At 62.9% G+C, this 14,522-nt stretch carries 11 protein-coding genes; 8 read left to right on the top strand and 3 right to left on the bottom strand.

All coding sequences use genetic code 11. The annotated features are described in order from the left end of the window. Positions 1-34: 34 nt before the first annotated feature. On the bottom strand, positions 35-724 hold the full coding sequence (locus tag CBW66_RS20270; RefSeq protein WP_086137200.1) for a 2OG-Fe(II) oxygenase: 690 nt from the start codon (positions 722-724) through the stop codon (positions 35-37). Next, positions 721-1,776, bottom strand: a complete 1,056-nt coding sequence (gene ada / locus CBW66_RS20265) for a bifunctional DNA-binding transcriptional regulator/O6-methylguanine-DNA methyltransferase Ada (RefSeq protein WP_086137235.1) — start codon at positions 1,774-1,776, stop codon at positions 721-723. Before ada ends, CBW66_RS20270 begins: the two co-directional genes overlap by 4 nt. 181 nt (positions 1,777-1,957) lie before the next feature. Between ada and hutC the strand changes: the two genes are divergently transcribed. From hutC to CBW66_RS20225, 8 genes are all read left to right on the top strand, one after another. Continuing rightward, a complete protein-coding gene (gene hutC, locus CBW66_RS20260; RefSeq protein WP_086137201.1) occupies positions 1,958-2,677 on the top strand; it encodes a histidine utilization repressor in 720 nt (239 codons plus the stop codon). Positions 2,678-3,087: 410 nt separating this feature from the next. Next, positions 3,088-6,411: a PAS domain-containing hybrid sensor histidine kinase/response regulator gene (locus CBW66_RS20255; RefSeq protein ID WP_086137236.1), complete on the top strand. Its 3,324-nt coding sequence runs from the start codon at positions 3,088-3,090 to the stop codon at positions 6,409-6,411. A gap of 69 nt (positions 6,412-6,480) precedes the next feature. Next, on the top strand, positions 6,481-6,939 hold the full coding sequence (locus CBW66_RS20250; RefSeq protein ID WP_086137202.1) for a response regulator: 459 nt from the start codon (positions 6,481-6,483) through the stop codon (positions 6,937-6,939). A gap of 314 nt (positions 6,940-7,253) precedes the next feature. After that, positions 7,254-7,580, top strand: coding sequence for a thioredoxin TrxA (trxA, locus tag CBW66_RS20245; protein ID WP_086137203.1), 327 nt, complete (start codon positions 7,254-7,256; stop codon positions 7,578-7,580). A 156-nt stretch (positions 7,581-7,736) separates the two neighbouring features. Then, entirely contained in the window at positions 7,737-8,999 is a 1,263-nt protein-coding gene (gene rho / locus CBW66_RS20240; protein WP_034746249.1) for a transcription termination factor Rho, read from the top strand. A gap of 364 nt (positions 9,000-9,363) precedes the next feature. Beyond that, entirely contained in the window at positions 9,364-9,633 is a 270-nt protein-coding gene (locus CBW66_RS20235; protein ID WP_086137204.1) for a type B 50S ribosomal protein L31, read from the top strand. A gap of 152 nt (positions 9,634-9,785) precedes the next feature. Next, positions 9,786-11,510 carry a glycosyltransferase family 39 protein gene (locus CBW66_RS20230; RefSeq protein ID WP_086137205.1) on the top strand — a complete coding sequence of 575 codons (1,725 nt, stop codon included), beginning with the start codon at positions 9,786-9,788 and terminating at the stop codon, positions 11,508-11,510. 198 nt (positions 11,511-11,708) lie between these two features. Next, positions 11,709-12,689, top strand: coding sequence for a choice-of-anchor A family protein (locus tag CBW66_RS20225; RefSeq protein ID WP_086137206.1), 981 nt, complete (start codon positions 11,709-11,711; stop codon positions 12,687-12,689). Between the two features lie 75 nt (positions 12,690-12,764). Here CBW66_RS20225 and CBW66_RS20220 read toward each other — a convergent pair whose 3' ends face one another. Further along, the gene (locus CBW66_RS20220; protein ID WP_086137207.1) at positions 12,765-14,444 is read right to left on the bottom strand and encodes an AMP-binding protein; all 1,680 of its coding nucleotides are present in this window, start codon (positions 14,442-14,444) and stop codon (positions 12,765-12,767) included. Positions 14,445-14,522 lie beyond the last annotated feature (78 nt).

The following is a 14,522-nucleotide window of genomic DNA, read 5'->3' as shown; positions in this document are numbered from 1 at the left end:
GTAATTGCGGAAACTCAAGCGCCGCACCTACCGTTCAGCTCGCATCATGAAAAATGATGCCCAGGGTGTGGCGCGTGCCCGAGCGCAGGCGCGACACGCCATAGCGCATGTTGACGCGGTAACTGCCCCGCGTGCCGTTGACGGGGCGCAGCGCCACGGGAAAGATCACGGCGTCACCCTGCGCCAGGGGCACGACTTCGGCGCGCGACTGCATGCGCGGGCGCTGCTCCGTCAGCACGAACTCGCCGCCCGTGAAATCGTCTTGCGGGCGCGACAGCAGAACGGCCAGCTGCAGCGGAAACACGTGCTCGCCATACAGGTCCTGGTGCAGGCAGTTGTAATCGCCCTCGCGATAGCGCAAGAGCAAGGGCGTGGGCCGCGTCTGCCCCGCCGCATGGCAGCGCGCGAGAAAATCGGCGTGGCTGGACGGAAAGCGCGCGTCCAGGCCCATGCTGGCGTGCCAGCGGTTGGCAATCGTCGCCAGCGGCCCATAGAACTGTTCGCGCAAGGCGGCCACCAGGTCCGGCAGCGGATGCGCCCAGTACTGGTACTCGCCCTGGCCGAAGCCATGGCGCTGCATCACCACCCTGCTGCGAAAACGCGACGCATCGCCATACTGCGCCGTCAGCGCCGCGCACTGCGCGGGATTGAGCAAGCGCGGCACGACGGCGCAGCCGTACCGGTTCAGCTCCTCCTCGAGCTGCCGCCAGTCGAGCGCCCTCACCGCTCGCCCTCGCGTTCCAGCAGCGCCTGCTTGCGTTCCACGCCCCAGCGGTAGCCGGACAGCGCGCCATCGTTGCGCACGACCCGGTGGCAGGGGATGGCGACGGCCAGCGCATTGGCGGCGCAGGCGCCCGCCACGGCGCGCGCGCCTTTCGGCGCGCCGATGCGGCGGGCCAGCTCGGCATAGCTGACGGTGCTGCCGGCGGGAATCTCGCGCAAGGCTTGCCATACGCGCTGCTGGAACACCGTGCCGCGCACGTCGAGCGGCAAGTCCAGGCCCAGGCCCGGCGCCTCGACCAGTCCCACCACCTGCGCCACCGTCTGTTCATAGTCGGGCTCGGCACCGCGCAGCTCGGCTTGCGGAAAGCGGTCCTGCAAGTCGCGCAGCAGCACTTCCGGGTCGTCGTCGATCAAGATCGCGCAGATGCCCTTCTCCGTACTGGCTACGAGGAGGGCGCCCAGCGAACACTGCGCGATGGCGAAGCGGATCACGGCGCCACTGCCGCCGGCACGGAATGCGCCCGGCGTCATGCCCAGCAAGCCAGGCGTGGCGGCGTACAGGCGGCCGCTGGAATTGAAGCCGGCCGCATACAAGGTTTGCGTGACGTTCGCCGCGCCCTGCAAGCCGGCCTTCAGGCGCTCGCCGCGCCGCGCCGCCGCATAGGCTTTCGGCGTGATGCCCGTGTGCGCCTTGAAGACGCGATGGAAGTGAAAGCGGCTCATGCCGGCCGCCTGCGCCAGCGCATCCAGGTCGGGCAGCTCGTCGCTGGCGTCGATCAAACGGCAGATGTCGGCCACGATGGCCGCCTGGCGCTGGGCCAGGGGCGGCAAGTTCGGTTTGCAGCGCAGGCAAGGGCGGAAACCGGCCGCCTCCGCCTGCTCGCACGTGGCGTGGAAGGCCACGTTGCGGCGCAAGGCGGGACGCGCGGCGCAGGACGGACGGCAATATACGCCCGTCGTGCGCACCGAGTAATAAAAGGCGCCGTCGGCGTCGGGCGCGCGCCGCTGCAGGGCGTCCCAGCGTTCATCGTCAGTCAGGTAAGCGTGTTCCATGGCGAACTCCGTGCAGGTCAATAACAAGTAGCCAGCATAGCCGGCACCGGTGCACGCCACACTCCGGCGCTTGCTTTTGAATTCGAAAAAAGGCTGGCGGCAGGCGGCGTGCTCGGTGCTAAAATCGGCCATCGCGCCTCCAGCCGGCGGCGCGCCCTGCCCGCGCCCCGGAGAAACCGCATTGGACGATCACAATACACAAGAAAATACGCCCATTTTCCAGCGCATCAAGGATTTTCTGCTGGCCGGCATCGCCGCCGGACGCTGGAAGGAAGGCGACGTGATTCCATCCGAGCAAGCGCTGGTGAAGCAATTCGGCGTCTCGCGCATGACGGTCAACCGCGCCGTGCGCGAACTGACCAGCGAACAGGTGCTGACGCGGCGCCAGGGTTCCGGCACGTATGTGGCGCAGCAAAAATACCAGGCGACCTTGTTGGAAATCAAGAGTATCGCCGATGAAGTGCGGGCGCGCGGACATATCCACCGCAGCAGCCTGCAATTGCTGGAACGTACGAAAGCCTCGGATTTGCTGGCCAAGCAATTCGGCCTGCCGCCGGAACACCCGCTGTTCCACTCGCTGATCGTGCATTTTGAAAACGGCGTGCCGATCCAGGTGGAAGACCGCTGGGTCAATCCCGAGTGCGCGCCCGACTATATGACGCAGGACTTTTCCAGCATCACGCCGAACGAATACCTGATGGCGGCCGCGCCCCTGCAAGGGGCCACCTACAGCATCGAAGCGCTGTCGGCGCCGCGCGACATCGCCGAAATGCTGGCCATCGACACGAAACAGGCCTGCCTGGTGCTGCGCCGCCAGACGCGCTCGGGCGGCAAGATCGCCTCGATCGCCACCATGTGGCATCCCGGGCACCGCTATCAATTCGCCGGAAGTTTCGCCTAAGAACACCTGGAAGAACCTGCCGCGCGTCGCGCTTTGCGGCCTGTGATGCTCACCGGCTCGCGACGGTTTGATCAGGTGCTCTACAGATCGCTGATTCCGTAGCACGATTTCACGCAAACTTTCTCACAAATTCTCACCAAACCGCGAAAAAAATGGCCATTCCGGGACGAAAAAAACCCCATTTTGGCTGTTTCAGAACTTAAATACCCCGAGCAAATATTCGATGCTATAGTTGCCGCCAGAAAGCGCCGCAGGCGTTTATTTAAGCGCGCATCATGCACTGTCAGCCCAGTTCCATCATGCCCCAGAAAGGGATGCATTTGTCGTATTGCAGCCACACGAGTTTCAGCGCATCACGCCGACGGCGCCCTGCGCTGCTTCGGCTCGCGCATACGATGCTGGCGGCAGGCATGACGCTTTCGTTGCCGGCGCAGGCGGCGGTACACGGCATGGCGCCAACACTGCTGTGGCCTTACGCTGCCGCCAGCGCCACCGCCCTGGCGGGAGTGGCTTGCTGGCAAGCCTGGCGGCTGCGGCAACAGTTGCGCCGCCTGCTACTGCCCGCGCATGCCCTGGCCGAACAGGACGCCGGGCAAGCCTTGCGCGGTGCGGCCATGGCTGGCTGGACCTGGCGGCGACAGGCCGACCGGCTACAGTTCGCGCCCCAGTACCAGGACGTGCTGGGCGACAAAAGCGCCAGGCTCGACCATGCACTGGACGAGTGGCTGGCCGAAGTGCACCGCGACGACCGCGCGCGCCTGAGCCTGGCCTTTCGCCAGCATCTGGATGGCCAGGCGCCCGGCACCTTCAATTGCGAATTCCGCTTGCGCCACAGCGACGGCCACTGGCGCTGGCTGCTGGCGCGCGGCGCCGTGCTGACACGCGCCTCGGATGGCGCCGCCACGCAGGCCAGCGGCATCGTCTGCGATATCAGCGAGCGCAAACAGGATGAGCAATCGCGCATGCGCTCGATGCTGGAAGCGGCGCCCGAAGCCATGCTGGTGGCCGACGTCGAAGGCAAGGTGCACTACGCCAACCAGATCGGCGCGCGCTGCTTCGGCTATCCGCTGGCCGAATTGACGGGCATGTCGCTGGAACAACTGGTGCCGGAAAGCACGGCAAGCCACTCCGTCGGCGACCCGCAAGCGCGGCACAGTCTGCCAGGCCGGGTGATGATGGCGCGCCGCCGCGACGGCACGCACTTCCCCGCCAAGGTCAGCCTGTCGCCGCTGCGCATGGCCGGGCAAGTGTTTTCCATCGTCTCGCTGCGCGACATGACGCAGCGGCAACGCGCCGAGGAAGCCCTGCACGCCAGTTCGGAACGCTACCGCCTGATCGTGCAGACGGCCGCCGAAGGCATCTGGATGACGGATGCGGACGGCAAGACCACCTTCGTCAACCCGAAGATGGCGCACATGCTGGGCTACACGGTGCAGGAAATGCTGGGCCGCCCCTTGCTCGACTTCATGGACCGCGACAGCCAGCTGCTGATGCAGCGCCGCCTGGCCAGCCACGGCAGTGCCGCCAGCCAGCCGGACCAGGTCGATTTCCGTTTCTTCCGCAAGGATCAGTCCAGCCTGTGGGGCTTGCTGTCGAGCACCAGCATCCAGTCGGACAATGGCGAACCGGGCGGCACCCTGGCGATGATCACCGACATCACGGAACGGCGCCAGGCGTCGATCGCCCTGTCGAACTCGAGCCAGCGCATGGCGTCCGTCTTCGGCGCCGTGACGAACGGCCTGGTGGTGCAGGACAGCCATGGCCACATCCTGGAAAGCAACGCCGCCGCCGAGCGCATGCTGGCGGCCAGTCCGGCCGGCAACAGCCTGTGGCAAGCCATCCGCGAAGACGGTTCCGCCTTCGACCAGCGCAGCCATCCCGTGCACATCACCCTGTCGACGGGCGAGGCCATGCGCGACGTGCTGATGGGCGTGCAGCAGCCCGACGGCAGCCTGTCGTGGCTGTCCGTAAATACCGAGGCCATCCGCGATGAATACGGCAAGGTGGGCATGGTGGTGGCCAGTCTGACGGACATCACGTATCACAAGCGCAGCGAGAGCGCCTTGCGCGAACTGAATGAACATCTGGAAGAGCGCGTGGCGCAGCGCACCGAGCAGCTGGACCAGGCCAAGCAGGTGGCAGAGGAAGCGAGCCTGGCGAAGGGGCAATTCCTGGCCAACATGAGCCATGAAATCCGCACGCCGATGAATGGCGTGATCGGCATGGCGTATCTGGCCTTGAAAACGGACCTGGAACCGCGCCAGCGCGATTACCTGGAAAAAATCCGCTTTGCCGGCGAACACTTGCTGGGCATCATCGACGACATCCTCGACATCTCGAAAATCGAGGCGGGCAAGCTGGAGATCGAGCGCGTCAACTTCAGTTTCGACCACGTGGTGCAAACCTTGATGACGGTGGTGGCGCCGCGCGCCGCCGGCAAGAACCTGGAACTGCTGTTCGAGATCGACCCGCAATTGCCGGCCGTGCTCGTGGGCGACCCGTTGCGCCTGGGGCAGGTGCTGATCAACTACGCCAATAACGCCATCAAGTTCAGCGAACAGGGCAGCATTACCGTGAAAGTGCGCAAGGTCGTGGCGGACGCCAAGCACTGCCTGGTGCGCTTTGAAGTGTGCGACCACGGCATCGGCCTGTCGCAGGACGAGATGAGCAAGCTGTTCCAGTCCTTCCAGCAGGCCGACACCTCGACCACGCGCGAATATGGCGGCACGGGCCTGGGCCTGGCCATCTGCAAGCAGCTGGCGCAGCTGATGGGCGGCGACGTGGGCGTCGACAGCCGTCCCGGCGCCGGCAGCACCTTCTGGTTCACGGCCAACCTGGGCATTTCCGACCAGGCGGCGCCCGCCATGCTCGACAGCATGGTGCAGACGGCGGCGGCCATGCGCGCCAGCGCCGACGCGGCCCTGGTGATGCGCACGCTCAAGCATGCGCGCATCCTGCTGGTGGAGGACAACACGTTTAATCAGCAAGTGGCGCTGGAATTGCTGGAAGAAGCGGGCGCCTCCGTCTGCCTGGCCAACAATGGCGAGGAGGCGCTCGACCTGCTGCGCCAGACCCAGTTCGACTGCGTGCTGATGGACGTGCAGATGCCGCTGATGGATGGCTTGCAGGCGACGCGCCACATCCGCGCCGACCCGCAGTTGGCACACCTGCGCGTGCTGGCCATGACGGCCACGGCCACCAGCGAAGACCGCGTGCGCTGCCTGGACGCGGGCATGGACGATTTCATTTCCAAGCCCATCCAGCCGGCCATGATGTACCAGACCATCGCCAGCTGGCTGCCGGCGCGCGACACGCCGCCGCCACCGGCGCGCACGCGCGCCGCGCCCGCCTTCAAGACGACGCTGGCGGGCGACCCGCAGGTAATCGACCTGTCGATCCTGGCCAAGTTGCTCGGTTACAACCCGGAAAAGGTGCGCAAATTCGCCTTCAAGTTCCTGCAGACGACGCAGGATGGCTTTGGCGACATCGATGCGGCCCTGGCGCGCGGCGACGTGCACCAGGTGCGCGAACTGGGGCACCGCATCAAGTCGTCGGCGCGCACCGTGGGCGCCCTGGGGCTGGCCGAACTGTGCCACAACCTGGAAACGCTGGCGCCGGGCGAAGCGGCCGACGAGGCAGAGCGGGCCCAGCAGATCGTCGCGCGCCTGTGGCCGCTGCTGGAACAGATTACCGAACAAATCATGAATAACACCAGCTTTGCCAATGACGATTAGCCACCGCCAGTGCGTTGCGGGCAAGGTATCGGCATCGACAGCGATGCATATCAACTGAAAGACAGGACGATGACTACTGTATCAAACCAAGCAAGCCGGGAACACAGCGAAGCAGGCCTGGCGCCATTGCGCGTGCTGCTGCTGGACGACGACGTGTTCATGCTCGACGTGCTCAGCGACATGCTCGAGCAGATGGGCCCGTTCGACATCCGCTGCGAGTCGCATAGCGAACAGGCGCTGTCGACCCTGAAGCAGCACCAGCCCGATCTGCTGATCTGCGACCTGTCCATGCCCGACATCGACGGCATCGAATTTTTGCGCATGGCGGCTGAAAACGGCTTTCGCGGCGGCGTAGTCCTGCTGTCGGGCCTGCATTCGGCCGTGCGCCTGGCGGCCGAACGCCTGGCCATGGCCAACGGCCTGCATATATTAGGCACCTTCCGCAAGCCGATGGAAAGCGCGGAATTGCAGCTCATGGTGAACTTGCAATTGCAGCACACGGCGCGTCAGGCCGGCACGCAAGCCTGAGCGCGGAGCCAGGCCGGGAGGCGGCACACGGCGCCGCAAGCCAGCAGGCATGCGGCTTTGCCGCCCTGGCGGCACGCGCGGGAGCGATATGCTGGCGATATGCCTCAAGTTTTTCTGCAATAATCGCCACGCTTTGAAAAAATGGGTTATTATTTCAGCCATCCCCGCCTGCATACCTCTGGTCGCACCTTCCAAGAACATTGAATTTGTGCCCATTGCCCCCATCTTCTCACTGCATTCCAGGAAGCATGGATGGCGAACCAGCGTATGGTGAATTCCAGGCATTATTGATCCCACCCTCATTTGAGGAAAATATGAGCGAAAATATCAAACACATTAGCGATGCATCTTTTGAAGCAGACGTCCTGAAATCCGAGTTGCCAGTACTGGTCGACTTCTGGGCAGAATGGTGCGGTCCCTGCAAGGCCATCGCCCCGATCCTGGAAGAAGTGGCCAAGGAATACGCCGGCCGCATCGTGATCGCCAAGATGGACGTGGACGCCAACCAGGCAGTGCCTGCCAAGTTCGGCATCCGCGGCATCCCGACCCTGATCCTGTTCAAGGATGGTGTTGCAGCAGCTCAAAAAGTGGGCGCCATGGCCAAGGGCCAGTTGACCGCTTTCGTCGACAGCAACATTTAATGTATGATGGGCAGCGCTGCGCCCGCAGCGCCGCCTGACTGGAACGACCGGGAAGGGGCTTTGCCATCATTCGTGCACAGCCTTCCCCAATAATTAATCAACGCCACGCAGTCCCCTCCCCTACCTTTACATCCCGTCTCGGGACACTCAACACATATGCATTTATCCGAACTAAAGGCCCTACACGTATCCGCCCTGCTTGAGATGGCGATCGGTCTTGACATTGACAACGCAGCCCGCTTGCGCAAACAGGAGCTGATGTTCGCTATCCTGAAAAAACGCGCCAAGTCCGGCGAACAGATTTTTGGCGACGGCGCCCTGGAAGTGCTGCCTGACGGCTTCGGCTTCCTGCGCTCGCCTGACGCCAGCTACATGGCGTCCACCGACGATATTTACATCTCCCCTTCGCAAATCCGCCGCTTCAACCTGCACACCGGCGATTCGATCGAAGGCGAGGTACGGACCCCGAAAGATGGCGAACGCTATTTCGCACTGGTCAAAGTCGACAAGGTCAACGGCGAATCGCCGGAGATGTCGAAACACCGCATCCTGTTTGAAAACCTGACGCCGCTGCACCCGAACGAGCCGCTGCGCCTGGAACGTGAAATGAATGGCCAGGAAAACATCACCGGCCGCATCATCGACCTGATCGCGCCGATCGGCAAAGGCCAGCGCGGCTTGCTGGTGGCGTCGCCGAAATCCGGCAAATCCGTGATCCTGCAGCACATCGCGCATGCGATCACGGCAAATCACCCGGACATCACGCTGATCGTGCTGCTGATCGACGAACGTCCGGAAGAAGTGACCGAAATGCAACGTTCGGTACGCGGCGAAGTCGTCGCCTCGACCTTCGACGAGCCGGCCACGCGCCACGTGCAAGTGGCCGAGATGGTGCTGGAAAAAGCCAAGCGCCTGGTCGAAATGAAAAAAGACGTGGTGATCCTGCTCGACTCGATCACCCGCCTGGCGCGCGCCTACAACACCGTCATCCCGGCCTCGGGCAAGGTCCTGACCGGCGGTGTCGACGCGAACGCGCTGCAACGCCCGAAACGCTTCTTCGGCGCCGCGCGCAATATCGAAGAAGGCGGCTCGCTGACCATCATCGCCACGGCGCTGATCGAAACGGGTTCGCGCATGGATGACGTGATCTTTGAAGAATTCAAGGGCACCGGCAACATGGAAGTGCATCTGGAGCGCCGTCTGGCCGAAAAACGCGTCTACCCGGCCATCAACCTGAACAAATCGGGTACCCGCCGCGAAGAACTGCTGATCAAGCCGAACGAGCTGCAAAAAATCTGGATCCTGCGCAAGTTGCTGTACTCGATGGACGAGATCGAGGCGATGGAGTTCATTCTGGACAAGATGAAGGCGACCAAAAACAACGCCGAATTCTTCGACATGATGCGCCGGGGGGGGTAAACCTGCTGCGCGGCCCGCTCTACGGCCTGTGTTGCTCGCTGTACCTTCGTACAGCTGCGCTACTCGGCCGTATATCGGGCCTGCTCGCGACGGTTTCCCTCCCCCCGGTGGAGTCATCTGCATGCGCCAAGGCATAAGCCGCTCATTGAGCGGCTTTTTTATTGCCGCCAGGTGTAGGTCGGATTAGGCCGCAGGCCGTAATCCGACGCCGCCGCTCCTCACGCTGCTTTTTATTGCCTGTGGCCCGAAAGCGCTATATAATCGACGGTTGCATTATTTTAACCCTGGCAAGTGATCGGCAATCGGGTCAAGAAGCAAGACGACCGACGAAGTGCTGTTTGGCTACCAAACTAGAGAGAAGACCATGAAAGTCGATACCCATCCAGAATACCGCGAAGTTGTTTTCCACGATCTGTCGTGCGATTTCAAATTCGTTACCCGCTCGACCATCCAAACCCGCGAAACGATCAACCACGAAGGTAAAGACTACCCACTGGTGAAGATCGAGGTTTCGGCTGAATCGCACCCATTCTTCACGGGCAAGCACAAAATCGTCGATACCGCCGGTCGCGTCGAGAAGTTCCGTCAGAAGTTCGGTTCGGTTGGTTCGAAAACCGCAGTCGCAGCAGGCTGATTTTTGCCGCTTTGCGGCAAAACAGGGCAGCTTCGGCTGCCAGAGAAAAGGCAGCCACGGCTGCCTTTTTTGTCTTTGGCCGCTTTACTTTATACTCGCGCATACCCGACGCCATTCGTCGCGTCTTGCCACTATTCTGATACCGATTATCGATGAAGCCAGTCCGCCTTCCCGCCGCCGCCACACTCGCGCTGCCACGATGGGCCTTGTTTGCGCTCGGCCTGCTGTACATCCTGCCTGGCCTGATCGGCCGCGAACCGTGGAAGAACGATGATGCCGCCAGTTTCGGCATCATGTGGACCATGGCGCATGGCGGCCTGAACGACTGGCTGTCGCCCAACATCGCCGGCCTGTCGCTGCCCGATGAAGGCCCGCTGGCCTTCTGGCTGGGCGCCATCTTCATCAAGCTGTTCGGCTGGATCGACGGCGACGTCTTCGGCGCGCGCATGTCGACCATCGGCATCTTCGTCGTCAGCACCCTGTCCGTCTGGTACACCGCCTTCAACCTGGGCCGGCGCAACGACGCCCAGCCGCTGCGCCTGGCCTTCGGCGGCCAGCCCGAGCCGGACGATTTCGGCCGCACCCTGGCCGATGCCGCCGTGCTCATCTACCTGGGCTGCCTGGGCCTGCTGCAGCACAGCCACGACATCACGGCCGAAGCGCTGTACGTGTCCCTGATGGCCTATTTGCTATACCGCGCCGTGCGCTACGTGGAAGGCCCGTCCGTGCGCAATGCGGCCCTGCTGGGCCTGGCGCTGGGCGGCCTGACCCTGGCGCGCGGCTGGATCACGCCGGCGGCGCTGAGCATCGCCTTGCTGCTGTGCACCGTCTTCCTGCGCCTGCCGCTGCTGCGCAGCGTGCGCCACCTGGCGCTGGCCATCCTGATCGGCATCGCGCTGACCCTGGTCTGGCTGTTGCCGGGCGAATGGCTGCAGCCATACGGCCATTCACCGCTGCAAGCGTGGATGGAATGGAATTACCGCCAGTTCAGTGCCCCCAGCCTGAAAAGCCTGCAATACTTCTGGCGTGTCGGCATCTGGTTCTTTTGGCCCGCCTGGCCTTTCGCCGCCTGGGCCGTGTATGCCTGGCGCCGCCAGCACCACGTGCTGCACATCGTCGTGCCGCTGACCTTTGTCGCCATGCTGGCCATCCTGGGCCTGTGCCATCCCGATCCCGACCCGAGCCAGCTGCTGCCGCTGCTGCCGCCGCTGGCCGTGATGGCCGCGTTCGGCTTGCTGACCATGAAACGGGGCGCCATCAACGCCATCGACTGGTTCTCCGTGATGGTGCTGACCATCTGCGCCCTCGCGCTGTGGCTGTTCTGGTTCGCCATCCTGACGGGCTGGCCGCCGAAACTGTCGCATAACGCCCTGAAACTCATGCCAGGCTTCAAGCCCGAGCTGGACTTGCTGGCCTTCTTCGTCGCCGCCTGCGCCAGCGCGGGCTGGGTGGCGCTGGTGCACTGGCGCATTTCGCGCCAGCCAGCCGTGCTGTGGCGCGCCGTGGTGCTGTCATCCGGCGGCCTGATCCTGATCTGGGTGCTGATCATGACCCTGTTCCTGCCGCCGCTGAACTACAGCAAGAGCTACGCCAGCGTCGCGCACCAGATTTCCGTCCACCTGCCGCCGGGCACGACTTGCATCAACAGCAATGTCGGCGCCGCCCAGCGCGCCTCGTTTGCCTACTACGGCCACCTGCCGTTTGCCAATGTGGGCCAGCAGCATTGCGATGTGTTCTTGTTGCAAGACAGCATTAAAGTTCCGGATAACAAGGAAAAGCTGCCGGAACACCACGGTGCGGACTGGATCAAGCTGTGGGAAGGACGTCGCCCCACGGATGACGTGGAACGCTTCCGCCTGTACCAGCGCGTCAGATAAGCAGCAAAAAACCGGGCCAGCCCCGGTTTTTTTATATCCGCCAGACAATTGCTAACTATAGGAAAAGTGTTGCTTTAAAATATAGTTAATTACCTAAATTGAACTAACATTGTTTTTTATATTATAATAGCCGTCTGCGCGATGGCGGTGTGTTGCTTTCCCGCCCGAATCGTCCCCTAATTGACTATGAGATTGTCCATGAAATTATTTGCTACCCGCACCTTGCCGCTCATCAGCGCCGCTCTGTTCGCCTTTTCCTTCAGCGCTTCGGCGCAAGCCACCGTGGTCGACCTCGGCGTCGCCAATGGCTACTCGGCCTTCATCTTCGGCAACATCGGCAGCAGCGGCGCCAGCGGCTTTACCAGCGTCGGCGGCAGCATTGCCGCTGGCGGCAATATCTACCTCGACAACTACAACGTCGGCACGAATAAAAAGCCAGGCAGCGCCGTCAATTCGGTCGTTGCCGGCGGCAACCTGAACACGGGCTGGGGCACGCTCAGCGGTTCGGCCGTGTACGGCGTCAGCAACCCTAACGCCACCCTGACGGCGCCACAGTGGTTTCCAAAAGACAACATCAGCAAAGGCAACGCCTCCACCCTGGACTTCGCGGGCGCCAAGCAGCAACTGACGACCCTGTCGGGCGACGTGGCCAAGCTGCAATCGAACGGCACCGTGATCTCGCAGTACGGCAACATGACCCTGGTCGGCAATGTCAACGCCGACGTGAATATTTTCAACATCGATGCGTCGAACCTGCATAACCTGACCCTGGACTTGTCCTCGCTGAAAAGCACGGCCAGCATCATCATCAACGGCACGGCCACCAACATCACCATGAGCGGCGGCTTCGACAATTTCGCCAGTTTCGCCAACCGCACGCTGTTCAACTTCGCCAACGCCACCACCACCAGCCTGCAGAACGTCGGCATCAATGGCAGCATCCTGGCGCCGCACAGCGCGTTCTCGGGTTCGGGCGACATGAACGGCACCCTGATCGCCAATTCGGTCAGCTCGATCAATTATGGCCACGTCGCGATGAACGGTTCCGGCTTCAACACGGTCAACGTGTCGGCCGTACCGGAACCAGGCACCTACGCCATGCTGCTGGCCGGCCTGGGCTTGCTGGCCTTCCTGCGCCGCCGCACGCCAGCGCGCGCACCGCAAGTCGCGGTGGCCTAAGCTTTACGCTGCATCAATAAAAAACACCGGGCCGCGCGAGCGTCCCGGTGTTTTTTTTATGGGCTGGCGAAAAACTTATTCGGTACTCAAGCCCAGGTCCGTCGCCACCTGCTGGCGCAACAGATATTTCTGGATCTTGCCCGTCACCGTCATGGGAAATTCCTCGACGAAGCGCACATAGCGGGGAATCTTGTAATAGGCGATCTGCCCATCGCAAAAGGCGCGGATGTCCTCGCTGGTGGCCTGCGTGCCCGGCCGCAGGATGATGCAGGCGCACAGTTCCTCGCCATACTTGGCGTCCGGCACGCCCACGCATTGCACGTCGAGCACGCTCGGGTGGCGGTACAGGAATTCCTCGACTTCGCGCGGGTAGATGTTTTCGCCGCCGCGTATCACCATATCCTTCGAACGGCCGACGATGCTGCAAAAGCCGTTGGCGTCGATGACGGCCAGGTCGCCCGTGTGCATCCAGCGCGCCGCGTCGATGGCCTCGGCTGTTTTTTCAGGGTCGCCCCAGTAGCCCTGCATCACGGAATAGCCGCGCGTGAGCAATTCGCCCTTGTCGCCGCGCGGCACGATGCGCCCTTCCGCATCGATGATTTTCACTTCCAGGTGCGGGTGGACCCTGCCAATCGACGACACGCGCATCTCGCGCGGGTCTTCGATCGCCGTCTGGAAGCTGACGGGCGACGTTTCCGTCATGCCATACGCAATCGTGATTTCCGCCATGTGCATCAATTCGATGACCCGCGTCATGACTTCCATCGGGCAAGGCGAGCCGGCCATGATGCCGGTGCGCAAGTTCGACAGATCGTATTGTTTAAAATCAGGATGGTCGAGGATGGCGATGAACATGGTGGGCACGCCATGCAAGCCCGTGCAGCGCTCGGCCTGCACGGTGTCCAGCACGGCTTTCGGATCGAAGCCTTCGCCGGGAAACACCATGGCCGCGCCGTGCGTGACGCAGGCCAGGTTGCCCAGCACCATGCCGAAGCAGTGGTACAGGGGCACGGGGATGCATAAACGGTCCCGTTCGGTCAGGCGCATGGCTTCGCCGATGAAAAAGCCATTGTTCAGGATATTGTGGTGCGTCAAGGTGGCGCCCTTTGGCGCGCCCGTGGTGCCGGACGTGAACTGAATGTTGACGGCGTCGTCAAACTGCAAGGTCGCGCTCACTTCTTCCAGGCGCGCCAGGTCGGCGTCCGTGATGCCGTCCATCACCGCGTCGAAGTTGTGCATGCCCGGGGTGGCGGCCGCGCCCAGGCGGATGACGTGGCGCAATTGCGGCAGGCGCGGCGACTGCAGGGCGCCGGCGCGACTGCGGGCGATTTCCGGCACCACGTCTTGCACGATGGCCAGGTAGTCGCTGGACTTGAAGCTGGGCGACAGGATCAGCGCGCTGCATTGCACCTTGTCGAGCACGTATTCGAGTTCGGAGCGGCGGTAGGCGGGGTTGATGTTGACCATGATCAAACCGGCTTTCGCCGTGGCAAACTGCGTCAGCACCCATTCGGCGCAATTCTGCGACCAGATGCCGACCCGGTCGCCCGGCTGCAAGCCCAGTTTCAACAGGCCGGCGGCCAGCCGATGCACGCGCTGCTGGAACTCAAGATACGTCCAGCGCACGTTCTGGTGCGCCACGATCAGGGCGTCGTGCTGACCGTAGCGCTCGGCGATGCCGTCCAGGTAGGCGCCTATTGTTTCGCCGATCAACGGCGTCTCGTGGGCGCCGTGTACATAACTCATTGCTTGCATGCTGTCTCCGGGGTGGGTGGCGCGGCGCGCTCTTGTTATCGTCTTCGATGCAGAAAATTATAGCCGCAACCGCCCCCG

The sequence above is a fragment of the Janthinobacterium sp. GW456P genome (assembly GCF_002127655.1).
Lineage (GTDB): Bacteria > Pseudomonadota > Gammaproteobacteria > Burkholderiales > Burkholderiaceae_D > Janthinobacterium.
The sequence above is the reverse complement of the archived record's forward strand: the minus strand, read 5'-3'. Positions and strand labels throughout refer to the sequence as shown.

Excerpts from the sequence above, each read along its gene's own strand:
- ada (WP_086137235.1), bottom strand. The coding sequence starts at position 1,776 with ATGGAACACGCTTACCTGACTGACGATGAACGCTGGGACGCCCTGCAG.
- CBW66_RS20235 (WP_086137204.1), top strand. The coding sequence starts at position 9,364 with ATGAAAGTCGATACCCATCCAGAATACCGCGAAGTTGTTTTCCACGAT.
- trxA (WP_086137203.1), top strand. The coding sequence starts at position 7,254 with ATGAGCGAAAATATCAAACACATTAGCGATGCATCTTTTGAAGCAGAC.
- CBW66_RS20225 (WP_086137206.1), top strand. The coding sequence starts at position 11,709 with ATGAAATTATTTGCTACCCGCACCTTGCCGCTCATCAGCGCCGCTCTG.
- rho (WP_034746249.1), top strand. The coding sequence starts at position 7,737 with ATGCATTTATCCGAACTAAAGGCCCTACACGTATCCGCCCTGCTTGAG.
- CBW66_RS20250 (WP_086137202.1), top strand. The coding sequence starts at position 6,481 with ATGACTACTGTATCAAACCAAGCAAGCCGGGAACACAGCGAAGCAGGC.
- CBW66_RS20230 (WP_086137205.1), top strand. The coding sequence starts at position 9,786 with ATGAAGCCAGTCCGCCTTCCCGCCGCCGCCACACTCGCGCTGCCACGA.
- CBW66_RS20255 (WP_086137236.1), top strand. The coding sequence starts at position 3,088 with ATGACGCTTTCGTTGCCGGCGCAGGCGGCGGTACACGGCATGGCGCCA.
- CBW66_RS20220 (WP_086137207.1), bottom strand. The coding sequence starts at position 14,444 with ATGCAAGCAATGAGTTATGTACACGGCGCCCACGAGACGCCGTTGATC.